A 26,184-nucleotide genomic window follows, 5' to 3' on the forward strand; every position below is an offset into this window, starting at 1 on the left:
AGTATATTTTACTAGAGGAAGATAACTTTTACAATAGTTTTGTGGAAATATACACAAAGATTCACTGTAGTTTCTTACTTTAGATTTCTTTTTCGCTTTAAACCGTAACGCTTTAATGTATTAATGTATTGACATGGACTTCTAACAAGTGTATACTAAGCTACACCGTGGACTAATAAATCTTAGTGAATGCATGTATTACTTGATTTATGATTTCTTGAAGATTTTCCAAATATGCTTATACAATCAAAGAAATGAAACATAATAAACATAATACGTTTAACAGAGAGGATGATGTAAATGATTATCGTAATGAAGCCCCGTGCGAAAATGGAATCTATCGAACGGATCAAAGCAATTATCGAAGAAAATGGATTGGACGCCCACATCTCCGCAGGTAAGGAAGTAACCATAATCGGAGTAGTCGGAGATAAATCAAAACTGCTGGAGCATAATCTGGAAATCTTTGATGATGTAGATAAAATAGTAGCAGTTACAGAAAGTTACAAGCTTGCAAATAAGAAATTTCATCCGGAGCCATCTGTAATAAGGGTTGGAAATGTAACGATCGGTGGTGACTCTCTGGTCATCATGTCCGGTCCCTGTGCTGTAGAAAGCAAGGAGCAATTGCTGGCAACTGCTCATGCAATTAAGAAAGCAGGTGCACAGATATTAAGAGGCGGTGCATACAAGCCAAGAACATCCCCCTATGCCTTCCAGGGATTAGAGGAAGAAGGCCTTAAGTATATGAAGGAAGCTCGGGAAGAGACTGGTCTTCCAGTTATTTGTGAAGTAACCAGTCTTAATGCAATTGAGGCAGCCGTAAAATATGTTGATATGCTTCAGATCGGAGCCAGGAATATGCAGAATTTCTATCTCCTTAAGGAAGCAGGAAAATCCGGTCTTCCCGTTCTATTAAAACGAGGTCTCTCCGCAACCATTGATGAATGGCTGAATGCCTCCGAGTATATTATTGCAGAAGGCAATCCCAATGTGGTACTCTGTGAGAGAGGTATCCGCACCTTTGAGACTGCTACCAGAAACACCTTAGACATTAGCGCTGTACCGGTCATTAAAGAAAAGAGTCATTTGCCGATTATTGTAGATCCCAGCCATGCCACAGGAGTTAGAGCCTATGTAAAGCCTCTATCCATGGGCGCAGTGGCTGTAGGTGCAGACGGATTAATGATTGAAACTCATCCGAATCCTTCCTGCGCTTTATCCGATGGTCCTCAATCACTAACCTTTGAGCAATTTGAAGATTTAACTAAGGATCTTAAACCACTGGCAGCAATGATGGGAAAAAAGTTATAATAAACAGCAGCAAGAGAATGAATAATTTACATGCTCAGTATGAATTAGATTTATGTTGCACATATAACAATGCAACAGCTATAATAGGGAACATAGAAAAAATGATAAGATAAACAAGATACAGGAGGTTTTCATGAAGGATTTAGAGACTGATTTTAAGATTGGATTTATTGGATTTGGGTTAATCGGAGGCTCCATTGCACGTGCATTACGAAAGATTAATATAGAATATTATCTTATAGCCTATGATTATCACAAGGACAATCCGAGTACTGACTTAAAAGCAGCTCTCGACGATGGAGTTCTGAATGAGGTCTCACACTCACTAAATGATTTTCATGATTGTGATATCATTTTTCTGTGTGCACCTGTTTTGAAGAATATTGAATATCTAAAGGAATTAAAACTTATCGTAAACCCTACCTGTATTATAACGGATGTGGGTAGTGTTAAAAGTAATATCCACACTGCAGTCTCTGAGCTTAATATGGAGAGTCAATTTGTTGGAGGTCACCCCATGACCGGTTCCGAGAAAACTGGTTATCTCAACTCCTATGCTTTGCTTTTAGAGAATGCTTATTATATCTTAACTCCAACAAAGCAAACACCAAAGGATATGATCGATTTGCTACAGAGCCTGGTAAAAAAGATGGGTTCTATTCCGATTATTCTTGATGCATATGAGCATGATGAGATCACTGCTGCCATAAGCCATTTACCACATATCATAGCTGCACAGCTGGTTAATCTTGTAAGAGATTCTGATGATGAAACGGAGAAGATGAGAACCCTTGCAGCTGGCGGCTTTAAGGATATTACAAGAATTGCCTCCTCATCACCAATTATGTGGCAAAATATCTGCTTAACCAATGCGAATGTAATCATACAGCTTCTGGACCGATACATATTATCCTTAAAGGCTGCTTCTGACGCTTTGGCACAAAATGATGGGGACTTTCTATATAAAATGTTTGATACTGCAGGTGAGTATCGCAATGCTATTCCAAATAAATCAACTGGAATGATTATTAAGCTATTCGAGATTTATCTGGATATCCGTGATGAGGCCGGTGCTATTGCAACAATCGCTACATTACTTGCCAGTAACCAGATCAGCATTAAGAATATCGGAATTATTCATAACAGGGAGTTTGAAGAAGGCGTATTGAAAATAGAGTTTTACGATGAACAGGCAAAAATGCAGGCAGTGGAATTATTAGGCCGCTATAATTATAGAATACATGAAAGAAAATAGGTTATCGATATTAAGCCAGATGATATTAGAATATACAATATTAAGTAATATAACAACGTTTTATGATAATAAAGGAGATTACATTCATGATTTTTCAAAAACAAGGTCCCTTAAGAGGTACAATCGCTGTACCAGGTGATAAATCCATATCACACCGGGCTATTATGTTCGGTGCATTGGCGGAAGGTATCACTGAGGTCACTAATTTCTTACGGGGTGCTGACTGCCTCTCCACAATAAGATGTTTTCGTCAACTAGGGATTGACATCAATGACGATCCCGCTTCTGATCGGATTATCGTACACGGGAAAGGACTTTATGGCTTAACTCCTCCTAAGGATATGCTAGATGTCGGCAATAGCGGCACCACGATGCGTCTTATCTCCGGTATTCTATGTGGACAGAATTTTCCTGTCTCATTAACCGGTGATGAATCCATACAACGAAGACCCATGGGCAGAATTATGACACCTCTTACACAGATGGGGGCTGAGATTGAAAGTATCAGAGGTAACAACTGCGCTCCTTTATCAATTAATAAGACAAAGAAGAATAATACCCGCTTACGTGGTATTCATTACAAATCTCCTGTAGCATCCGCTCAGATAAAGTCCTGTGTATTGCTGGCAGGTTTATATGCAGAGGGAGAAACCAGTGTAACTGAACCCTCCCTATCCCGAAATCATACCGAATTGATGCTGAGAGAATTCGGTGCGGATATAAAATCAATGGACCTTACAGCAGCAATTACACCGAATCCTCACTTAACAGGTCATAAAATCCAAGTACCCGGAGATATCTCCTCCGCTGCTTACTTTATAGCAGCAGGATTGATGGTCCCTAATTCTGAAGTTATTATCAAAAACGTTGGTATTAATCCTACCAGAGATGGCATCCTGCGCGTCTGTAAGCAAATGGGCGCAGATATTCGTCTCGAGAATATCATCGATCATGGTGGTGAGCCAGTGGCTGATCTTGTGGTACGTCACAGTGAACTTTACTCTACCGAAGTGAGTGGCTCTGTTATCCCCACCCTTATTGATGAAATACCGATTATTGCTGTATTGGCATGCTTCGCTAAGGGCCAGACAGTTATTAAGGATGCAGCCGAGCTGAAGGTAAAGGAATCCAACCGTATTGATGTTATGGTGGATAATCTCTCTCGAATGGGTGCTGACATTATAGCGACTGAAGACGGTATGATTATTAATGGTGGTAAGCCTCTGCACAGCGCAGTCATTGACAGCAAGGATGATCATAGAATTGCTATGTCCTTTGCAATCGCCAGCCTGATGGCAGAGGGTGATACCGAAATCCGTGGTGCAGAATGCGTTAATATTTCTTATCCCAATTTCTATTCGGATTTAAGGAAGCTGCAAATACTATAATCTTACTATGTATAGCCATCACTAATTATCGTTATTCTACAGATAACTCAAGCTATTCATATCTCATGCTTTCCATGATACTGATTTTCCTGCTTTTCGTAAGCGGCAGAATCGATACCATAAGCATAGTGATAAAGCCGGTGATACTAAGGACAGCCATAACCGTATATGCCGGCTGGGTAGCTACTTTCCCCCACATGACACCTACAATTTGCGGTATTGTTGCAGTCATGATTAAAGAAGCTGTCAGTCCGATCAAGCTACCTGATAGCCCTATGGTAATTGATTCCGATATCAGCATTTTACTAATTCCCTTATTACTCATGCCGATACAACGATATAAAGCGAAACTTCGTTTTCTCTCCAGGAATCCTGACATGATATTATTGAACATACCAAGCATACCAACTCCTACAGCAAAGTAAGTATAGATACTGATGGCATTAAACATAGTGTCTACTTTATCTGCATTTGCTCGTTCCTGTTCCTGTTTCGTATTGATTGACAGGATATCCTTCGTAAATTCACGCTTTAGATTTAATTTCAACGTATCTGGATCAACATTTCCATCGACTTTAAAGGTATCATAGTAAGCGGCACCAATAAAGCTCTTAAAGTTGTCTCCAGAGATGTAAGCCACATGTCCAATACCCAGATTTGTATCAACAAATCCAGTTATTTTATAGTTCTCAACCTTCTCTCCGTATCGTATCTTCAGTGTATCACCCAATTGTACACCTAGTTTCATCTTTAGAATATTTGTGATTATAATATGTTTCCCCTGATTCAGTTCTAACAAAGCAGGCTTTATTTCATCCAGCCCTCCAACTACATTCATTTCAAAGAACGAATCGTCTTCAATACCATACAACATATTGAGGAACAGCTCATCCTCACCCAGCTTGCAATTGTAATTCTCATAATAGCCAACTGCCTCCGTTACACCATCCACTTCCTTTACTCTCTTCAAGCTTTCTTCATCTGCTTCTCTCAGAATAAAACTTACATCATAGAGATGTTGGTGATCCCATGTATAATGAAGATCATAGGACATCGTATGAAAAATGGACGCCATATAGACAACAATTGCAATCATAGCTGAAAATAGCTTTAAGTTGCCAAGTAAGGCTTTGTCTTCAGAAACATTACGAATGCCAAGATAAATCTCCTGGGGAAGCCCAAGCTTATTGAAGGCCTCTGCCAGCATCCCGATGAAACCTGGAATAATCAATACCAGACCGGCTAAAACTCCCGTTGCCAGAATACAACCAACCACCATTCCAAATATTGAGGTAGGAAGATAAGGTGGCAGGACAAGCGCGGTGAGTATGAATACGAAACCGACCATCCATAGCTTCGATTTCTTCGTAAGCTTTTGATTTCTTTGGTAAAGAATGATCTCCTTGATCTGTAACTTTGCAACTTTATTTATAGAAAGGATGGCACATGCGCCTGTAATCAATATAGCAGCCAAAGTAGTTGTAATAATTTCCTTCATTCCAAACTGTAACGGTGCACTATTGGCAAAGCTGCCATCATCCTGAAAGAATAAGTCCTTAATTAAAACAAGTACACCGATGCCGAATACACATCCTATCAATCCCCCAATGGCACCGATTCCCGCGCTTTCCAATATGAGAATTCTCTTTACCCTTTTCCTTGTAACACCGAGGCTTCTTAATATACCAAGGGAAGAGATCCGTTCCGATGTAATCATCCCAAATCCGGTTGAAATAATGAACATAGTCATAAAAATGACTGCCAGAGAGGATGCTCGAAAAGGTAATAAATAATTAGAGATCTCTGCATCAATGAGCTTCGAATCTACTGTGTATTCTACCTGATAGTCGGAAAAGGTTCTGCTGAGCCTTTCGTACAACTCCTCTCGCTTTGATGGTTCTTTCACCTTCAGGTAAACGATATTAGATCCCTCACCATATATAGCTTCCAAGGTTTCCTTTGGCATAAACAGCCTGCCTCCGTCTGCTAACTCTCTTGAGTAAATCCCCTCCTGATTTGCGATCCCTGCAATTGTAAAGCTATGCTTATTTCCGTTCATCTCCAAGATTATGGTATCTCCTACTGAAAAGCTATACCGTTTGGCATAAATATCTCCTATTATCACCTTAAAGCCGTTCCATTCCTCATAACTTCCCTGTTGTAGACCAAATGGATTATGCTCCTGAAACTCCTTCATATTAACACCATATATTTGAAAATAGTACATGTCCTCTACGTTCGGAGCATATAAAGCCTGCTGTGACTGAATGGGACATACATATTCCAGTTCCTTACGATATTCACGCAGAAGATCAATATCCACCCATTCTACCGCTCCTGCTTCCTTCTTTACCTCGATAAGAAAATCGGAATTACCGGCATTTCTGGTATTCGCTTCATGAAACATATATTCTATGGTACCTTTAAATCCTTCATTTGCAAAAATCAAAGCAGCAGAAACTGCAATTGAGAAAAGCACCAAGAAGGTTCTTGCCTTTTTTTCCAATAGACTTTTCCATAAATATTTAAATAGTATCATAATTTCCCTCATTCCTCAGAATAGTTTACAGCCCTAATCAATAATCATTCCATCCTTTAGACGAATCACTCTTGTTCCATACCGGGTAGATTCCTCCGAATGAGTCACCATTACAATCGTCGTTTTTTTCTCTTGATTGATCTTTCGTAACAGCTCCAAAATCCCTATTCCGGTAACACTATCAAGATTACCAATGGGTTCATCGGCAAACAGTATCTCTGGATCAGTAATGATTGCTCTCGCAATGGCTACTCTCTGCTGCTGACCACCGGATAACTCCTTAGGAGTATGGTTTCTATGAGCGGATAAGCCTACGATGTCGAGAATATCATTTAGTTTTGCTTCTAGGTCTTTCTTTTTCTTCCCCTCTAAAAGTAACGGGATAAGAATGTTTTCTTCCACTGTAAGATTCGGTATCAGATTATAGGATTGAAAGACAAAACCAATTTCCTGCCTTCTCATTTTGCTTTGTTGATCATCATTTAGGTCAGCAATATTTTTCGTATTTATCTCTATAGATCCCTTTGTTGCATTCTCCAAGCCACCCAATAAGTATAGCAGGGTACTCTTACCAGAACCCGAGGGTCCCATAATCGAAACAAACTCCCCTTTTTGAATGTTCAGATCGATATTCTTCAACACCGGAATCTCCTGATTATTCAAAATAAAGCTTTTACTAACACTCTTCGTCCTTATTATCACCTGGTTCAAATCGCTTCCCTCTTTCCATTCTCTGTTTTATTTTCTCATTGATATAATCTACGTCCCGTTTTGCTCTGCTTAAATCTAAGAAATATCCAATAATATATACTGGTGTAATATATAAGAAGATCTGCCACAGATAATATAGCTTAAACCATCCCAAGGCCAGTCCTGCCATACTGACAATGATACAAACCATAACATATTCTATGATAACCTCTAGTAGATAGTAATTACTCTTAAACTTACTAAGTAACAACTGGGCCAGGCTAATCAGTCCGGACACAAAGACCAGCTGCCATAAAAACAGAGTATCCCCCCATTTACCTTGTAAGATTGCCTGTACAGTATATACAACAAGTACAATCAGCGTGAAAAGGAGCATGCTTTTCTTAATGAATGTCTTAATCATTGTTGTTCTACCTCCTTACTTAATGCTTCCTTAATAATCGGAAGATAGGTTCTTGATATGGTTATTTTCTCACCATTAATCAATGTTGCCTCCATCCTACTGTTATAAAGGCTTTTTATGTATTCCAATACATCCAGATTCAGTATGCAGGATTTACTAACCTGTACAAAATCATATTCCTTCAATTCCTCCACAAAATGATATAGCTTCTTCTCTGAGCGAAAGACTTGATCCCTGGTATAGATAAAGGTCTTCTTATCCACACTTTCAATATAATAAATGTCATAAATGCTTATCTTGTACTGCCTTCCGTTATCAGAACCGACCACCGTATGATTACAAGATTCTATTTTCTGGACCAATCTTTTCACATCGGAATTCATCTCATGATATCTGACAATGACTTCGATTTCCTTTTCCTTTCTCTGCTCTAAGAAAAGTTTCATATTTCGTTCCTCCTTATGTACCTTAAAATATCATCCGGTTTATGATAAATCAATCCTTACACTACCAGCTTACAATTTCGAATAACTGACTTACATATTAATGTGTAAATTCTACCATTATCTAACTCTATCTTACAATGAAAAAATAAAACTCCTTCTTTCCATAAAGGAATAAGGAGTTTATTCTATATCAAAATTCTGCATTATATATTCCGTATAACCCTAACGAACTTTTTCTTTCCTACTTTTAGTACGATTTCCTTTTCCATCAGCTCCATATTAAGGTCGGTTACTTTCATTTGATTTGACTGTACCCCACCCTGTTGTACTAGACGGCGGAATTCGCTTCCGGAAGGAACTATACCATGTTCGACCAGTAACGGAATAAGCTCCATCAATGTCCTACCTCGATCACCGGCATCGATTAGCGGCATCTCCTGCGGCAATTCACCCTTCTGAAATACCATATGGAAGTATTCCTCTGCTTTTTGAACCTCCTCCGCACTATGGTAGAGGCCTGTAATAATCTTAGCCAGTTCCAGCTTGCAATCTCTCGGATTTTTCCCGTTCTCAAGCTCCATTCTGATCTCCGCTATACGGTCGGGATGCTCATCTGTTACCAGTTCATAGTAACGAAGTATTAGGTGATCCGGTATTTCCATGACTTTCTTAAACATCACCTCTGCCGGCTCAAAGATACCGATGTAGTTACCTAAACTTTTACTCATCTTCTCAACGCCATCGAGGCCTTCCAGAATCGGCATAAACATAGCAATTTGACGTTTCTTTCCCATACTGCTTTGCAGCGTTCTTCCCATAAGGATATTGAAGGTCTGATCCGTTCCGCCAAGCTCAAGATCTGCATTGATTTCTACGGAATCATAAGCCTGCATTAAGGGATAAAAGAATTCATGGAGCCCAATGGGTTCACTACGTCTGAAGCGGCTCTGAAAATCATCCCGTTCCAATAATCTTGCAACCGTTGTGCTGGCTGCTAATCTCAGTACCTCCTCAAATTGTAATTTAGAAAGCCACTCACTGTTAAACCTTACCGTTGTTTTGCTTTTATCAATAACCTTAAAAATCTGATTCGTGTATGTCATGGCATTTTTACGCACCTGCTCCTCGGATAATGGTTTCCGTGTTTTCGATTTTCCGGTCGGATCTCCGATTTTCGCTGTAAAGTCTCCGATGATGATTACTGCATGATGCCCCATCTCTTGCATCTGTCTGATTTTTCGAAGTACTACCGTATGTCCTAAATGAATATCCGGAGCAGTAGGGTCCAGACCTAGCTTAATTATCAGTGGCCTCCCTTCATTCTCAACCTCGCTAAGCTTTTCTCTCAGCTCCTCCACAGAGATAAGCTCAGCTGCTCCTTTTGAGATGATTTTAATTTGTTCCTCAATACTGATTCGTTTCATGATAACTCTTCCTTTCTTTCTTCATTATTGATTAATCCAATTCATAATGAAACAAGCAAAATCCCTTTATTCAATAAAAACGTGACAATGACTGTAATATTGAATAAAAAAACCCGCTCCTCTAATTACTTAGAGGGCGGGAAATCTCACGCGGTACCACCTCATATTTATCAACCATTCACATAGCTGACCTCTTTGAGTACGCCAAATTAGGTTATACTCTAGCACGGTAACGGGTGCAGGGAATCCGTCAACAGCCTACTTAGTGTTCACTGTTCGGTGTGAAGCTCAAAGATGTATTCGGAACACATTTTCCTGCACCTCTCATCGACCGGTAACTTTCTGTTGGAACGTAGTATTCTTACTCTTTCTTATCATCGCTTTATCTTATTTGTTTTGATTGAATTACTGGAAGTATACTAATTTCATTCCATTCTGTCAACACCTTTATTTCATTTTCTGATTTTATACCTTTATTTCATTTTCTGATTTTATTTCATTTTCTGATTTTATTTCTTTAATGGATAAGTAAACTGCATTAAAATTAGATTTTACAGTCCGTTATTTATGTATTTATTCAAACTGAGCCTGATACAGTTTATAATAGAAGCCCTTCTTCTCCATCAGCTCTTTATGTGTTCCTTGTTCTACTACATTACCCTGATTCACCACCAGAATATTATCCGCTCCCTGAATGGTGGATAAGCGGTGAGCTATTACAAAACAAGTCTTATCTTCCATCAGCTTTCTCATAGCCTTTTGTATCTTTATCTCAGTTCTGGTGTCTACATTGGAGGTTGCCTCATCCAATATAAGCATCTTAGCATCCAACAGCATTGCTCTGGCTATGGTCAGAAGCTGCTTTTGACCTTTTGATATATTAATTCCATCCTCATTTACAACGGTATCATATCCTTTTGGAAGTCTCTTAATATAGGAGTGCATACCAACCAGCTTTGCAGCGGATACCACTTCCTCCATCGTTGCATTTTCTTTTCCATAGGCTATATTTTCAAAAATGGTTCCCTGAAACAGCCAGGTATCCTGAAGAACCATTGCATATGCTTTTCTAAGACTATTTCTAGTCAGGTTTCTGGTTTCCTTAGAGTCAATATAGATACTTCCCTGCCACACATCATAAAACCTCATAAGAAGATTTATCATTGTGGTCTTACCTGCACCGGTCGGTCCGACTATTGCTGTCAGGCTACCAGGCTTCGCATGGAGGAATAAGTTTTTAATAATCATTCTATCAGGAAGATATCCAAAGGATACATTCTCAATAGAGACGTCCCCTTTTACCTCTGAAAGTTCCACTGCATCCGGTTTATCTAGCGCCTCCGGTTTCTCGTCTACAAGCTTGAATACCCGCTCTGCTGCAGCAGCTGCCGACTGAAGCTCACTGATAATATTGGCTGTTTCACTGATTGGTCCGGAGAATTTTCTGCTATATTGAACAAAAGAAGAGATATTGCCCAATGTCATATATTCTAACAGGTATAGGATAGCACCGAAAACAGTAACCAGCGACAGTGATAAATTATTGATGAAATTCACGGTTGGTCCAGTGATGCTTCCATAATATTCTGCATCATAGTATGCATTCACTGCTTCTTCATTTAAATTGTCAAACCGATTAATTACAGAGGACTCTGCTGCATAGGCCTTTATCGTTTTTTGCCCTGATACCATTTCTTCAATATAACCATTTAATTCACCAAGCTTGGCAGAGCGCTTACGAAACAACGGACGAACTTTCTTTGCCATGTAACGAGTGTAAAGGATCGAAAGTGGAATCGTTATGAGCATAGCCAGAACAAGCACGGGTGATATTAAGAACATCATGACCAGGGACCCGGCTACTGTTATGACACTGGTAAATATTTGTACAACGTCCGTTGATAATGATGTATTTACTGTATCAATATCGTATGATATACGGCTGATAATATCTCCGGCCTGATTTCGGTCAAAATAGTTTACCGGTAGATCAACTAATTTCGTAAATACATCCTCTCTCATTTTATTAACGATCTTCTGACTGAGATAAAGCATTAGAACGGACAACAGATAGGACAGAACAGAAGATAATATGTAGAATGCAATCATCCATCCCGCATAATAAAATACCGTTTTAAATACAACCAGTCCTTTCCCTGGCTCGATAGCATCGATGGCGTAGCCCGATAGCATGGGGCCTATTAAAGCAAATAAATTACTGGCTATTGTTAATAGAATTGCCAGTATAAGCATCCATTTATAATGACTGATATAGTACCAAAGACGCTTTATAACATATTTCGTATCCTTGGGTTTATCCGTTTTATCACTTATCCACGCTCTTCCCGCATTTGCTGGCATAACAACCTCCATTAATCTGTATTCAGGCAAATACTATCATTACTAATTAGGCCATTAACTGTGACTGATAAATCTCCTGGTATACCTCACAGTTCTGAAGCAATTCATCGTGCGTACCATACCCCACCATTTGACCTTCCTCGATAACCAGGATATGGTCCAGTTTCATCACGGAGCTGATACGTTGCGCAATCACTATCATGGTAATATCATTATAATATTCCTTTACTGCTTTTCTCACTAGGGAATCTGTTTTATAGTCCAGTGCACTGGAGGAATCATCAAATATTAAGATCTCCGGTTTTCCTGCCATCGCTCTTGCTATGAGCAAACGCTGTTTCTGACCGCCACTAAGGTTACTACCTTTGATTGCTAATTTATAGTCCAGCTTCCCATCCAGTTCATCTACAAACGAAAAGGCCTGCGCATGCTTCGTTGCCTCCAACACACTCTCTTTTGATAAATCTCTTCCAATACTGATGTTTTCATAAACTGTATCCGCAAACAGAATATCATTTTGGAATACCACACCAAACTTTTTACGCAGCTCCTGTTTCTCAAAGCTCCGGATATCCCGTCCATCAATAGTAATACTTCCCTCATCCACATCATAAAAGCGCATTAAAAGATTAATTAAGGTCGTTTTACCGGAGCCCGTTGATCCGATAATCCCCAGACTCTTTCCCTTCTCTATACTAAAGCTCATGGAAGTAATACATGGCTCCTTGGTATAAGAAAACTGAACCTGATGAAATTCAACATGCATGGGCGATTTCTCTTGTATAGGATTAGGATCTTCTTCAGGCATATCCTCTTGTGTAATAAGAACCTCTGATATTCGAGCTGCGGAGGCTGTAGCCTTGGAAAGGACGACAAAAATACGGGTAATGGCCATAACTGCGTGCTGCATAATTGCAAAATAGGATAGAAACGCAACGATTTTTCCCGGCTGGGAAAACCCATTATTCACACGGAAGGCCCCCACAATGATAACCATGGTTAATCCAAGATTTAAGAGCAAATTCATGACCGGATTCGTAAATGCCATAGTGGTTCCGGCTTTCAGTTCATTTGTCACGACTTCAGAATTAATTTTCGAAAAACGCTCTTTTTCATATTGAGTCTTAGATAGTGCTTTGATAACCCGGACACCGGAAATGTTTTCACGGACTACACGAACCATCCGATCCACTGTTTCCTGTAGCTTTAGATAAAGGGGTATTCCCTTCTTAGAAACCAAATATACAACTAACGCCAGAAACGGTAGCACTCCTACCAGCACTAAGGTAAGTACCGGCTCCAGAGTAGCAGTTATCACAATTCCGCCAATGAGTATAATCGGAGCACGAACTCCAATTCTCTGCATCATTCCAATCATATTATGGATATTATAGGTATCAGAAGTCATACGAGATTCGATGGATGACACTGTAAAATAATCCATTTGAGAACCTGAAAGCTTCATAATCTTCTCAAATAAATCATGTCTCAGAGTTTTGATGGAATCCCGCGCCACTCTGGCGGCCATTCGATTTGCAATAATATTAAAGCTTCTTGCTCCGACAGACAGGCCCAGCATTACAATACCCCAATAAAGAATCAAGGATATCTGTTTATGAGGGATCACTTCGTCAATGATGTAAGCCAGCACCCAAGGCAAGCCTAAATCCATGAAGGTCCCTAATACCTTTATCACAAAACCGAAGCTCATACGAACAGCATAGGGTTTCAGATATGTAAACACTGTTTTCAATGTGAATCCTCCACTACTTGATATTAATACATTCAATATACCAATTCTAACACTCCCAAATGATATGTCAAGGCTACCGACATAAAAGCCAAAAATCTTCGGTCACCATTCACCCTACCACCCCTCATTAAAGAACCGCTATCTGCATATCCTCTTTCGAAAGGCATCACTTCGGTAATTAGGTTCTGTTCTTTAGAACATTATGTACCGATGAATAACAGATAGAAAGATGCCAGCCGGAAGCTGGAAATATATCCAGAGTCGGAGTATTTGCACTCGTCGGTACTTAGGCTCTGTACTTTAGTGCCTTACGTACCGTTACGTAGTGCAATTAAGCGCAAGCGGCTCCGTGGCGGATATATTTCCAGCTTCCGGCTGGCATCTTTCTATCTGTTATTCACATCTACATGGACATAGGCTACATCATTTATCCTGTTTGTCTCTCTCCGTCATATTTCTCATCGCCACAGAAAGCATTAGTTTTATACGGTTAAGCTGGTTTACATTGGATACCCCCGGATCATAATCAATGGGCATAATATTCGCCTGGGGAAACAGTTCCTTCACCGGTTTAATCATTCCCTTGCCTGTAATATGGTTCGGGAGGCATGCCAAAGGTTGCACACATATAATATTACTGGTCCCCTGTTCAATGAATTCTATCATTTCCGCGGTAACAAGCCAGCCTTCTCCTGTCTGATTGCCCAGAGAAAGTACGGATGATGCCATCTTTGCCAGCTCGTCAATGGATGTGGGAGGAAGGAATCTTCTGCTTTTAGCCAGCTCGGTATTGATAATGTTTCGATAACTCATAATATAGTTTTTCGCCATATCGCCTAACTGCTGGTTTAGTTTCGTCCCGGCAAGATACTTGAATTTGAAGCGTGAATTAAAAGCAGAATATAAGAAATAATCCATAAGATCAGGTACAACGGCTTCTGCTCCTCCCTCCTCGATAATATTTACAATATCGTTATTTGCTGTTGGATGATATTTCACAAGAATTTCTCCGACAATTCCCACCCTGGGTTTCTTAATATCCACTAATTCCAAATGGTCGAAGTCACGGATAATTCCTTTTATATTTTGATGAAATTTACGTTTACTTCCTTCTCTGATATTTTCTCTGGCCCGTTCATTCCATTTTTGGTACAAAAGATCGGCAGATCCGGGAAATCTTTCATAAGGTCTTGTCCGATAAAGAACTCGCATAAATAAGTCCCCATATACGCAAGCCATTATGCATCGATTAATGAGTCCCAAGGAGAATTTAAATCCCGGTTGTTTTTCCAACCCAACTGTATTAATGGATATGATCGGAATATGAGCAAATCCGGCCTGCTTTAGTCCAAGCTTTAAAAATGCCATATAGTTGGTTGCTCGACATCCTCCGCCGCTTTGTGTAATGATAACCGAGGTTTGATCCGAATTGTATTTACCGGATTTCAGTGCTTTTACAATTTGCCCAATCATAATGATCGCCGGATAACAGGCATCATTATTCACATATTTCAACCCCTCATCCACTGCTGAACGGTCAATTGCCGGTAACACCTCCAGTTGATATCCACAGGCTCTGGCTGCCTCCTGAATCAAATCAAAATGTAAGGGTGCCATCTGTGGTGCCAGTATAGTATGAGTCCGTTTCATTTCTTTGGTAAATAGCGGAGTAGGTAATGTCTCTTCCGGCATAACCTGAAATAGCTTGTTCTGAGATCGTTCCTCAATTGCTGCCTTTAGGGAACGTATTCTAATCTTAGCCGCGCCCAGATTATTCCCTTCATCAATTTTAATCATGGTGTAGATTTTACCGCCATCCGCCAATATTTCAGCAATTTGATCCGAAGTAACCGCATCTAGTCCGCAACCGAAGGAGTTCAGTTGAATCATATCCAGGCAAGGCTCTTCTACAACAAGGCTGGCCGCCCTGTATAATCTTGAGTTATATACCCACTGATCCACAACCCTCAGCTTCTTCTTCAAGGTTGATAAATGAGCGATACTATCCTCTGTTAACACTGCCATATCGAAGGACACAATTAACTCCGCCATTCCATGATTAATTTCGTTGTCAACATGATACGGTTTCCCGCAAAGTACAATTCCCCTCTTTCCGGTCCTCCTTAGAAATGCCAACACCTCTTCTCCCTTCGTTTGTATATCCCTCTTGTATTTTTCCTGCTCCTTTACTGCTTCCATTACCGCCTTCTTTATTTCCTCTTTTGGAATATGGAAGCCTTGCAGCTCATCCTGCATTCGTCGGGTCAATACTCTTATATTATCCAGAGAGAGGAAGGGGGTAATCATAGTTATGCGCCTGCGTTTAATCTCATCAATATTATTTCGAATCACCTCAGGATAGGAAATCACGATAGGACAGTTATAATGATTCGCCACATCCCTGTATTCTTTTTTCTCATAAACCACGGCAGGATAAAAAATCGTGTCAATTCCCCGATCAATTAAGTCCATAATATGTCCATGACACAATTTCGCTGGATAGCAGGCAGATTCTGAGGGTATGGTCTCCAATCCCTTTTCAAATAATTTCTTTGAGGATGGAGAAGATAGTACCACTCGAAATCCCAGTGAAGTAAAGAAGGTAAACCAAAATGGATAGTTTTCGTACATATTAAGGACTCTCGGAATTCCGATTACTCCTCTGATGGCCTCTTTCGGGCTTAGTGGTCTATAGCCAAAGGTACGACGGTACTTATATTCATACAGGTTCGGTAGTTTTTCGGTTTTATCTTGTTCTATGCCCAAACCCCTTTCACATCGATTCCCGGCAACAAATTTTTCTCCGTCAGAAAAGGTATTTATGGTAAGAAGACAATGATTGCCACAGTTCTCACAACGCCTGTTTGTTGTAGTCATCTGAAAATGGTTTAATGCCTCAACCGGGAGAAGAGAGGTTTTCTCTCCTTCCCGATATCTCTCCTTTGAGATTAGCGCAGCACCATACGCACCCATAAGGCCAGCAATATCTGGTCGTATTGCATTCCTACCGGTAATTAATTCAAAGCTTCTTAATACTGCATCATTTAAAAAGGTACCACCTTGAACGATGATATTATCTCCCAAGTCTTTTTCATCTCGTACCTTTATCACCTTAAATAGTGCATTCTTAATCACGGAATAAGAGAGGCCTGCCGATAAATCAGCGATACTTGCCCCCTCCTTCTGCGCTTGTTTTACTCTGGAATTCATAAACACGGTACACTTCGTACCAAGATCAACGGGATTCTTTGCTTTTAATGCTTCCTTTGCAAATTCCTTTACAGATAGATTTAAAGACTTGGCAAACCCTTCAAGAAAAGAACCACAACCTGAGGAACATGCCTCATTTAGCAGAATACTATCGACTGCACCGTTCTTAATTCTGAGACATTTCATATCCTGTCCGCCGATATCCAGAATGAAATCAACCTGGGGAAGTAAATGCTTTGCTGCCTTGTAATGGGCTATCGTTTCAATCTCTCCGTCATCCGCATGCAACGCTGCTTTCATAAGAGCTTCACCATAACCTGTAACGGTGCATTTTGCTATCATAACTTCCCTGGGTAATTCATGATATAGATCCTTCAGAATGTCTATGAGCTTTGTAAGCGGATTACCTTCATTATTACTGTAATGGGAATATAATAGCTCTCCAGTTTCTCCGATTAGTGCAAGCTTCGTTGTAGTGGAACCGGCATCAATACCAAGATAGGCTCTACCCCTATAATCGCTTAGCTTTTCCTTCTTAATCTGATTCTGCTCATGTCGTCTGATAAATTGAATATAATCATCAATATCCTGAAATAGTGGTTGAAGTCTGGCTGCTTCTTCCTCCTGATAATTCGAAATTCGTTCGATTCGCTTCATCAAATCCTGGTAGGAAATCACTTTTTCTCCTGACACAGATAATGCAGCACCCATCGCTGCATAAAGCTGTGAGTCTGGCGGGGAGATTGCATGATCCGGATTCAATCTTAAGCTTTCACAGAACCTCTTACGCAATTCAGATAAATAATGAAGCGGTCCGCCTAAAAAGGCAACCTTCCCACGAATAGGCTTTCCGCAGGCCAGTCCGCCAATAGTCTGATTCACGACTGCCTGTAATATAGAAGCCGCAATGTCTTCCTTACTGGCACCATCATTAATGAGTGGCTGAACATCGGTTTTTGCAAATACTCCACAACGGGAGGCTATAGGATATATCACCTTATGTCCCTTCGCATATTCGTTCAAGCCTGCTGCATCTGTGTCTAGTAATACAGCCATTTGATCAATGAAAGCGCCCGTACCTCCCGCACAGCTGCCATTCATCCTCTGCTCGATTCCACCCTTCAGATACGTTATTTTGGCATCCTCACCACCTAGCTCTATCACAACATCTGTCTGAGGAATAAACGTCTCTACCGCTTTAGAGCATGCAATTACTTCCTGAATAAAGCTTATGTTAAGCCACTTGGATACGGACAATCCTCCTGAGCCAGTCATGCTCAACTGAATCTTCACATTACCGATAGTGTCATAGCAATCTTTCACCAATTGTATAACCGTATTTTTCATATCTGAGTAATGTCGTTGGTAGTTGCTGTAAATCAATTTATTATTATGGTCTAAAACAGCAATTTTCACCGTCGTCGAACCAATATCAATTCCTAATTTGTACTGCTTCATTCTTACCTCCAAATACCGCTTATTGCTATACTTATGTATTATTTACTGGATTATCAAAAATAATACATACAATAATGGTTTAGACGGCGGAGTAATTCAAAAATATGCTGGACGAATTCAACTTATGTAATTATAATTATATATAATCGTAATGAACTTATAGTAAAGAATATACTTAAAGGAGTGGTTTCATGGCTAATAGGGATATCAAGAAAGAAGTTAAGAAAAAGAAAAAATCAGAGACCAGTGCTTTACCATCATTAAAACCCATGATGGCGGAACCCGAATTAATTAAAAAGCAAAAAAAGAAAGCATAGTCACTTCGTTATTTTAGCTCTCCTTTTCCGTTCTTTAATAACTTAGGTACAATTTTGAGGGTGTGTCAACACCCTCATTACTATTTTGCAGATAATATTATCATCATTCTATATATCATCGCATTTATAAAATACAATGCTTTCACCTGTTTGCTTTTCATAGATTCTTTTCATATTCATAATGATAAAATAGTGCTTGTCCAATCTGTTCTTTATATAACATAAAATTGGTGATGATAAGCTCATGCCCCTCCTTACTAGATAATTCATAACTTTTCGATAAAACCGGAATACTCTCCACTCATACTCTAATCTGAATAACAATCTTTGCTCGCTCATTTGCTATCGCTCCCATCGTTATGAATATGGTATTACCTGTAAATCAGAAGCTATTTAATTTCCTTTTTATGTGATATAATATCATATTATGACAGCATTTTCTTTTATTATACTCTAAATTAGGAGTATATGCAATCCTTAAATCTCACCATACAATTATTAACAAGAGGGTGATTTTGTTGATTAGTTATATACCATTTTGGAAAACTATTAAGAAAAAAAATATAACTACCTATACTCTGATTGAAGAGTACAAACTAAGTAAGAGCCTAATTGATAAACTAAAGCATAACAAAGGAATTAATACCTCAACCTTAGATCAATTATGCCAGATACTTGACTGCAAAATCTCAGATATTGCAGAATTTAAACCAGACGAAAAATAGTTACGGCTTTAGAAATAAAGCGTAACTATTTTTTGATCTAATTAACTCTTGTTATTAAATTATGGTTTCCTTAGTTCGTAGAAATATACGAATGCGATGTTATTTCATCATTTATAAATCATAAACACAGCTTATCTGGATCTCATTCCCTATACTAATTCGGTTTTGATATAGTCTCTAGGCTTTGGCATCAAACGTCGATATCTCCATATCATCCCATATGCCATCGTCTATATATTCCGCTAAACCGTTATCCCGTTGCTTCTTCTTTCTTCCACCTTTCTCCTTCTCATCCTCTTCAACTTCCGGCAACGATTTATATTTCAGTGTTTTCTTAAAATCCATGGTCACTTTCTGGTATGCACGATATAACATTTCCCGATCGGGATCTTTCTTCCCAATACTGGACATGCTCTGCATATATACTTCTTCCACTTCCTTTTTTGATTTACAGTATTTCAACTTTCTCTCCAGCATTTCTCGTTGCATTTGCACGCGCTTAATACGAATATACATTTCAGGATTGGTTCTTCTTATATATTCCAGTTCACTTGGAGTAAGCTTTTCCCCATTTCTCGCTTTCTGATATATTTTATCTTCATAGGCCTTTTTTTGCTCCTCAGTCATACGACTCTCCGGCTGCATCATTGCCTTTATCTTTTCAAATGCAGTTTCCCGAGGAGATTTCTCTTCCGATTTATTATTGACCCCATTATTATAGTTGCGAATTGTCTCGTTCACCTTCTTGATTGTGATATTCATATACTCAACTCCAATCTCCGATTTATCCTTAGTAAATAGCTTTTCGTTCCGTGGGATAATTAAAACAGTGCTGTTATATCCTATATCGGATCATTTTTCCTATTACTATAGTCCATATACTGATTTTAGCTACTTCAGGATTTATTATTTCAAAGGGAAATTAGTCCGTATCGATTTAAAGCTGACATGTTCAAAGACATTGTCATAGGCTGTATCATATCCAAAGGTAAGATCGTTCACAATAATTTAGCCATAGCTACTCTCCATTCATCTGCATAAATCGTATTATAATAGTTTCTATACTATAAAAACCACAAGAAATCATCTTCTTGTGGTTATATACCGGAAATATGTTTATTTAGCATATTCTATCATCGCTAGCTGGCCATGTCAACTATGGCTTCTCCTTGAGTTTCCGTAGTTTTATCCACAGTATCCCTGTTTCATCAGTATTGTAATAAACAACTTTTAGAAAATGCCCAAAATATAAGGAATCCTCATCCTTTTTGTAGTAGAATAATGGTGTCTAAGCAAAATCTACACTAAACAATAAAGAAAGGGACTCCTTATGCTTAATTCTACTACAAATACTTACACTTTGAAACGTGAAATTTTATCTTTTTCAAACAAAATATCCCGAAAGCTTTCCAAACCGGATCGAAAGTTTACTGCAGACATGACTTATGGCATGTTAGCTTCTGGCAGTTGCCTTCTGACTGATGTTGTGGATCAGCTTCACGAAGATTCCAAAAAGGTCAACAGCGTGGAAAGACTTACCCGACATCTCAATAAGGGAATCCATAATTCTGCCTTGTCTTCGTATCTGCATACAATACGTAAATGGGTGCCGGATCAACCAGTTATCCATATCGATGATAGTGATATCATCAAGCCTGACGGCTACAAGTTCGAAGCACTGGGACTTGTTCGGGATGGTTCCAAAAGCACCGATACCAAAAATGTCTATGAGAAGGGCTACCATGTAACAGAGGCTTGTGTTATGACTAAAAGCAATCATCCTGTCAGCATTTATTCTAAAATCCATTCTTCAAAAGAAAAGACCTTCACCTCTGTCAATAACGTAACCTTTGATGCCATGGAGCGCGGAAAAGCAATGTTTGGCAAAGCTACTTTTGTAATGGACAGGGGCTATGATGATAATAAGATGTTTCTTAAGCTTGATGAATTAAAGCAGGACTATGTGATCCGACTTACAGCTAAAAGAAAGCTACTTTTTCATAACAAATGGGTGGCCGCTACTGAACTGCGAAATCGTCGAAAAGGCAAAATCACAACACCTGTGTTCTATAAGGGCAAAAAAAGGGAAGCTTATCTATCCCATGTGAAGGTTCAAATCACTGCATCCAGAAAGGATATTTATCTGGTTCTTGTCTATGGCATCACAGAGCATCCGATGATGCTCGCAACAAACAAGGAGATAAAGTCCCGAGAAGATGTAATACGAATTGCAAGGCTTTATTTCTCCCGCTGGCGCATTGAGGAATATTTCCGCTGCAAGAAACAGGTTTTCCAGTTTGAAAACTTCCGTGTCCGGAAGCTGAAAGCAATTAATGCTCTCAATTTTTATATCACCTTGTGTATGGCATTTCTTGCTCTGGTTTCAATGAAAGCAGAAACAAATGCCCTAAAGGTTTCAATCATACAGACAGCAGCTCCTGTTAAGGAGAAAGTTCAGTTCTGCTATTATCGGTTAGCAAAAGGTATCTCCGGCATACTCTCGTATGCAAAAGAAGGCGTCAGGCTATGGTTCAGGACAAAACGTCCTGCATACCGTCAACTTTGCTTTAAGCTAATCGCTTAAATAGATAAAAGAATACTTATCCCGAAGTCCGGTTTTAAACGGGGCTTATTAAGCTTCTTCTGATCTAGATACTGCCACTCTTACACTTAAAAAAATCAGCAAATTGGCACTGTCATTAGATTTATTCATTTTCAAAGTGCAATTTGCGGAAACTCAAGTGGCTTCTCCTCATATTACCATCATATTGACGGAAATCTAAGCTCTATCACAAACCATTCACCCTCAAGTCTGGCATCAATTCTTCCTTTCATTTTTTCGGTTAATATTTTGGTTATTGTAAGTCCAAGGCCTGTACTATTATTATTACGTGATATGTCACCCGTATAGAAACGCTCAAAGATAAAAGAGAGTTCCTTCTCTGTCATGTTTCCTTTTTCATTCATAAACCGTATGACGCATTCCTTATGATCACAATATTGCTTTATACGAAAACTATTAGCCGCATACTTTAAAGCATTTTGTATCAGATTATTAAAGATACGGTTCAATTGAATTTGATCTGCAACAATATAACAATGCTTTTCATCCATTTCAAGCTGAACTGAAATCTCACGTTTTTCAAACTCATTGTAGTATGCTACAGCTGCCTCTGATAGCGCATTCTGAACGGATATGGTATCAAAAAGTAAAGGATAATCATCTGTCTCAATCCTTGATAATTCATAAAAATCCTGAATGAATCCCTGTAGTACCTTGGCCCTTTGTTGAATGATATCCATATACTCATCCTTCTCAGCCTGATTATCGGAAGAACGAATTAAATCGATATAACCGATAATGGATGTCAGGGGCGTTCGTAAATCATGTGAGATGTTTTCTATCTCACGACGAATCTGAGTTTCTCTTCTCTGATATACGATTCGTTCCTGCTGCCTCGCTTTATAGATTAGGTTAATTCTAGTAAAGAGATGTTCTAAATCCCTATCCGATGAAAGTGCTTTCAGCTGATTGTTCTTTTCCGGATGCTGCTCTATCTCTTCCATCTGAGCGATAGCGGATCTGATCGTATACTTCTGACGAATGCGAAATGTGACCAGAACAAATATCACAATAAACATACCGATTATTGCATATACCATTCCGATCACACCTCCTCTACATTTTTATTCCCTTACTACGAATTATTTAATCTCCTTCTTACGGAATACCACAAAGCCAACAATTACTACAATGAGCATTTGTGCCAATCCCGCAATCCAGTATTTTACATGCCCGTTCTCCTGCCAGAATAATGTTAAAACATAATTCTCAAAATCAATATCAATGTTTCCAATTAAATTCCATGGTGTAATATTCGATATCTTATTAATAAACTCGAATTTCATACCTAAAAATCCTGTTACAATAGGAAATCCTATCATTAAACCGCAGGTAGCTGCAATAGAACCGGCCTCACTGTCCATGATAAAGGTAAAGCAATTCGTTGCTGCCAGAGCGAATAGGAACATTGGTACCACAGCTGCATACATTTTAAATAATAGTTCCATTATTTCCGGACCGGAATTCTCAAGTAATAAATAGCTGCTCCCTATATAACATCCGACGATAAGCGCAAATGCTAAAAATGCATATACGATCTGTACCATTAACTTTCCAAAATATATGGTGCTTCTGGAAATACCATAGGAAATCGTATTTTTAAGTGTATGATTAGTATGTTCATTTCCAAATATCATATTGGAAACCGTAATACACAGAAAATAAACAATCATTACATTGGAAATCATTAAAGATATTGCAAAGTACGTAGTAGCATATGGGAAATCCGGTTCGCTTAATTTAACTATCGCCAGCAGGATACTAGCGCTGATTAATAATGCGGAGCAGATAATTATAAATAAATACGTGGATTTTGCATGAAATATCCGATAAAATTCACTCTTAAGATAATTAATCATTTGACTTACCTCCTACCAATTGGATAAAATAATTCTCCAAATTAATATCCTTAATGGTAATAGCATTCAATGCAATGCCATTCCTTACCGCCATTTCGCTGATTTTGGAGGGTTGATCCAAGTAATCATAGATATGGATTGTTAATTCTGGAGTTACTTTATAGGAGGTACAACCGAGCCTGGTTTCAAGAAGAGCGGTCATCTCTTCCACCTTATCCACCTTTAATTCAATATATTGCTTACTTTCCTGAGCCAGCTCCTCACTGGACAACTGACGTACCATTCTTCCCTGATCAATAAAGCCATAATAAGTAACCAAATTCGTTAACTCCGATAAAATATGGCTGGAAATCAATATGGTGATATTCTTTTCTCTATTCAGCTTAAGTAACAGATTTCGTATTTCTACTATTCCAAATGGATCCAGACCATTAATCGGCTCATCTAATAGCAAAAGTTCCGGTTGATTCATAAGGGCCAGAGCAAGACCCAATCTCTGCTTCATACCTAGTGAGAAGCTTTTATACTTCTTTTTACCGGCATCCAAAAGGCCTACCTCATGCAATGCTTCCCTTACGCAGTGCTTACCTGGAATTCCTCTTTGAACTCTGTAATACTCCAGATTCTGTTCTGCTGTCATATAAGAATAAAAGCTTGGTGTCTCGATAATTGCACCAATTCTCTTTCTTTGCTTGTTAAGCTCTCTTTCCGAGCCTACTCCAAACAAAGAGATAACACCTTCTGTAGCAAAGGTTTGTCCTGTAATACATCTTAGAAATGTAGTTTTCCCTGCTCCGTTTTTTCCGACCAGACCATAGATCTCGCCTTGCTTCAGTTCCACATTCACGTCATTCAGAGCTATATGATTACCATACATTTTCGACAATTTTCTTGCTGATAATATAACTTCCTGCACCTTTATACTCCTTTCAAATGATTGATTTGATATCTATCATTATAGGGGCTTTCTTTAAACAAGTACTTAATGAATCTTAAAGAAAGTATAAAGATGCAACCTAATTTGCATCCATTTTAAATCCAATTCCCCAGACCGTCTTTATATAGGCTTCCTCATCATAGTCCTTTATTTTCTTACGGATATTACTGATATGTACATTGATGGTATTGTCCTCACCATAATATCCGGTTTTCCATATTTCCTGATAAAGCTGGTCCTTTGTAAAGACCCTGTCCGGATGCTGAAGGAGCAGATATAAAATATCAAATTCATAAGCGGTAAGTGTAATCGAATTCTCCTTTACAAAAACCTCTCTTGAGGCCACCTTAAGAAGTAGATTCTTGAAGGAGATCTCATTATTCTCCGATGCTTCCATATTATTTACATGGCACCTTCTAAGCAAAGCCTCTATTCTGACAAGAACCTCTTCTCGTTCGAAGGGCTTCGTAATATAGTCATCTGCACCAATTTTTAAGACATTCACCTTATCCTCCAACGAACTCTTAGCAGATATTACGATAATCGGCGTCTGACTTTTCTTTCTAATCTCCTGAATGATCTCCTCACCGGATAAACCCGGAAGCATTAAATCCAGAATAATGAGATGAAAGTGCTCCATAGAAAATAATAACTGTGCTTCTGTCCCTGAAAATGCTGATTTCACCTGATAGCCTGCCTGCTCAAGAAACCGTTTCAGTATTCGGTTGATATCTTCATTATCTTCTACAACTAAGACTGATATCTGGTTCATACTTTTCTCCATTCTAACGATCTATTATGATACAGTAATATATACTTCTCTAATTTAGTTTCTCTTAATCTATGAAAAAGCCCGCGATAAATATGCGGGACTTCAGAATAACAGCAGAACTCTATTACAATCCTTTGGAACTATAATAGAGATGCTTTGTTTTATAAAAGCTATATAAGAAATAAATATATATTACTAAATTAGCGATAATAGCTGCAATACTGATAACAGGAATATAAAAAGCAAGATATGATAAAACACTTATAATAACAATAAGCTTCCAAATACTTATTAATGTGTCTGCTTGGAGGAATACTGCATATTTCACTTCTATATCTTTAATAGCCATAATAATTGAGTAGAGAATATAGAGAAATATAACCGTAGCCATGATTCCCAAGATAAAATCAAGATAACCCATGGAAGATTTCATTCCCAGCAAATTTATTATCCAGATGATACCACTGTATATTGCCATTCCCAGAACAAAGGCTTTGATCTTGGAGAACCACGCACTATCCTCCATCAGTTCTTCTACTCCTCTGAGCATCAGTATATATCCCGCAAAATCCGGGATTAACTCTATCGATGAACTTCCTAAATTCAGATCAAAATCAATAAAGATTAATATGAGACCGATAAAAATATTTTGCATTCCGCTGTACACTCCTAATTCTGTTCTTACATAC

General features: G+C 38.8%; 20 protein-coding genes and 1 other annotated feature. Of the genes, 6 read left to right on the plus strand and 14 right to left on the minus strand.

Going from position 1 to position 26,184, the window contains the following annotated elements; genetic code table 11:
• Positions 1–300: 300 nt before the first annotated feature.
• The 3 genes from aroF (at position 301) to aroA (ending at position 3,957) form a co-directional block, all read left to right on the plus strand.
• Positions 301–1,314: a 3-deoxy-7-phosphoheptulonate synthase gene (gene aroF / locus H0486_RS12735; protein WP_228353354.1), complete on the plus strand. Its 1,014-nt coding sequence runs from the start codon at positions 301–303 to the stop codon at positions 1,312–1,314.
• Between the two features lie 133 nt (positions 1,315–1,447).
• Positions 1,448–2,569, plus strand: coding sequence for a prephenate dehydrogenase (locus H0486_RS12740; protein ID WP_228353355.1), 1,122 nt, complete (start codon positions 1,448–1,450; stop codon positions 2,567–2,569).
• A gap of 86 nt (positions 2,570–2,655) precedes the next feature.
• A complete protein-coding gene (gene aroA, locus H0486_RS12745) occupies positions 2,656–3,957 on the plus strand; it encodes a 3-phosphoshikimate 1-carboxyvinyltransferase (protein ID WP_228353356.1) in 1,302 nt (433 codons plus the stop codon).
• A 52-nt stretch (positions 3,958–4,009) separates the two neighbouring features.
• On the opposite strand, the gene H0486_RS12750 is transcribed toward aroA, so the two are convergent.
• From H0486_RS12750 to H0486_RS12785, 8 genes are all read right to left on the minus strand, one after another.
• Positions 4,010–6,496 (minus strand): ABC transporter permease, encoded by a 2,487-nt coding sequence (locus tag H0486_RS12750; RefSeq protein WP_228353357.1) that lies wholly within the window; start codon positions 6,494–6,496, stop codon positions 4,010–4,012.
• A gap of 33 nt (positions 6,497–6,529) precedes the next feature.
• Positions 6,530–7,207, minus strand: coding sequence for an ABC transporter ATP-binding protein (locus H0486_RS12755; protein WP_228353358.1), 678 nt, complete (start codon positions 7,205–7,207; stop codon positions 6,530–6,532).
• The gene (locus H0486_RS12760) at positions 7,173–7,610 is read right to left on the minus strand and encodes a DUF3021 family protein (RefSeq protein ID WP_228353359.1); all 438 of its coding nucleotides are present in this window, start codon (positions 7,608–7,610) and stop codon (positions 7,173–7,175) included. The genes H0486_RS12755 and H0486_RS12760 overlap by 35 nt, the downstream gene beginning before the upstream one ends.
• Complete coding sequence (locus H0486_RS12765; protein ID WP_228353360.1) at positions 7,607–8,056, minus strand: LytTR family DNA-binding domain-containing protein; 450 nt, start codon at positions 8,054–8,056, stop codon at positions 7,607–7,609. The genes H0486_RS12760 and H0486_RS12765 overlap by 4 nt, the downstream gene beginning before the upstream one ends.
• 203 nt (positions 8,057–8,259) lie before the next feature.
• Positions 8,260–9,480, minus strand: coding sequence for a tyrosine--tRNA ligase (gene tyrS, locus H0486_RS12770; protein WP_228353361.1), 1,221 nt, complete (start codon positions 9,478–9,480; stop codon positions 8,260–8,262).
• Positions 9,481–9,609: 129 nt separating this feature from the next.
• Positions 9,610–9,867, minus strand: a binding site (T-box leader).
• A gap of 186 nt (positions 9,868–10,053) precedes the next feature.
• Entirely contained in the window at positions 10,054–11,841 is a 1,788-nt protein-coding gene (locus tag H0486_RS12775; RefSeq protein WP_228353362.1) for an ABC transporter ATP-binding protein, read from the minus strand.
• A gap of 46 nt (positions 11,842–11,887) precedes the next feature.
• Positions 11,888–13,585 (minus strand): ABC transporter ATP-binding protein, encoded by a 1,698-nt coding sequence (locus H0486_RS12780; protein WP_228354429.1) that lies wholly within the window; start codon positions 13,583–13,585, stop codon positions 11,888–11,890.
• 432 nt (positions 13,586–14,017) lie between these two features.
• Positions 14,018–18,262, minus strand: coding sequence for a 2-hydroxyacyl-CoA dehydratase (locus tag H0486_RS12785; RefSeq protein ID WP_228353363.1), 4,245 nt, complete (start codon positions 18,260–18,262; stop codon positions 14,018–14,020).
• 191 nt (positions 18,263–18,453) lie between these two features.
• On the opposite strand from H0486_RS12785, the gene H0486_RS18365 reads away from it, so the two are divergent.
• Both H0486_RS18365 and H0486_RS12790 read left to right on the plus strand, forming a co-directional pair.
• Complete coding sequence (locus H0486_RS18365; protein ID WP_267023835.1) at positions 18,454–18,579, plus strand: hypothetical protein; 126 nt, start codon at positions 18,454–18,456, stop codon at positions 18,577–18,579.
• A gap of 509 nt (positions 18,580–19,088) precedes the next feature.
• Entirely contained in the window at positions 19,089–19,304 is a 216-nt protein-coding gene (locus H0486_RS12790) for a helix-turn-helix domain-containing protein (RefSeq protein ID WP_323163548.1), read from the plus strand.
• Between the two features lie 177 nt (positions 19,305–19,481).
• On the opposite strand, the gene H0486_RS12795 is transcribed toward H0486_RS12790, so the two are convergent.
• Complete coding sequence (locus tag H0486_RS12795; protein ID WP_228353364.1) at positions 19,482–20,066, minus strand: hypothetical protein; 585 nt, start codon at positions 20,064–20,066, stop codon at positions 19,482–19,484.
• A 568-nt stretch (positions 20,067–20,634) separates the two neighbouring features.
• Here H0486_RS12795 and H0486_RS12800 point away from each other — a divergent pair.
• Positions 20,635–21,888: a transposase gene (locus H0486_RS12800; RefSeq protein WP_228351247.1), complete on the plus strand. Its 1,254-nt coding sequence runs from the start codon at positions 20,635–20,637 to the stop codon at positions 21,886–21,888.
• A gap of 179 nt (positions 21,889–22,067) precedes the next feature.
• On the opposite strand, the gene H0486_RS12805 is transcribed toward H0486_RS12800, so the two are convergent.
• The 5 genes from H0486_RS12805 to H0486_RS12825 form a co-directional block, all read right to left on the minus strand.
• The gene (locus H0486_RS12805) at positions 22,068–22,967 is read right to left on the minus strand and encodes a sensor histidine kinase (RefSeq protein WP_228353365.1); all 900 of its coding nucleotides are present in this window, start codon (positions 22,965–22,967) and stop codon (positions 22,068–22,070) included.
• Positions 22,968–23,009: 42 nt separating this feature from the next.
• Entirely contained in the window at positions 23,010–23,786 is a 777-nt protein-coding gene (locus H0486_RS12810; protein ID WP_228353366.1) for an ABC transporter permease, read from the minus strand.
• Positions 23,779–24,702, minus strand: coding sequence for an ABC transporter ATP-binding protein (locus H0486_RS12815; RefSeq protein WP_228353367.1), 924 nt, complete (start codon positions 24,700–24,702; stop codon positions 23,779–23,781). The genes H0486_RS12810 and H0486_RS12815 overlap by 8 nt, the downstream gene beginning before the upstream one ends.
• Positions 24,703–24,802: 100 nt before the next feature.
• Positions 24,803–25,495: a response regulator transcription factor gene (locus H0486_RS12820; protein WP_228353368.1), complete on the minus strand. Its 693-nt coding sequence runs from the start codon at positions 25,493–25,495 to the stop codon at positions 24,803–24,805.
• A gap of 124 nt (positions 25,496–25,619) precedes the next feature.
• Positions 25,620–26,150, minus strand: a complete 531-nt coding sequence (locus H0486_RS12825) for a hypothetical protein (protein WP_228353369.1) — start codon at positions 26,148–26,150, stop codon at positions 25,620–25,622.
• Positions 26,151–26,184 lie beyond the last annotated feature (34 nt).

The organism is Variimorphobacter saccharofermentans, assembly GCF_014174405.1.
In the GTDB taxonomy this organism is placed as follows: domain Bacteria; phylum Bacillota; class Clostridia; order Lachnospirales; family Lachnospiraceae; genus Mobilitalea; species Mobilitalea saccharofermentans.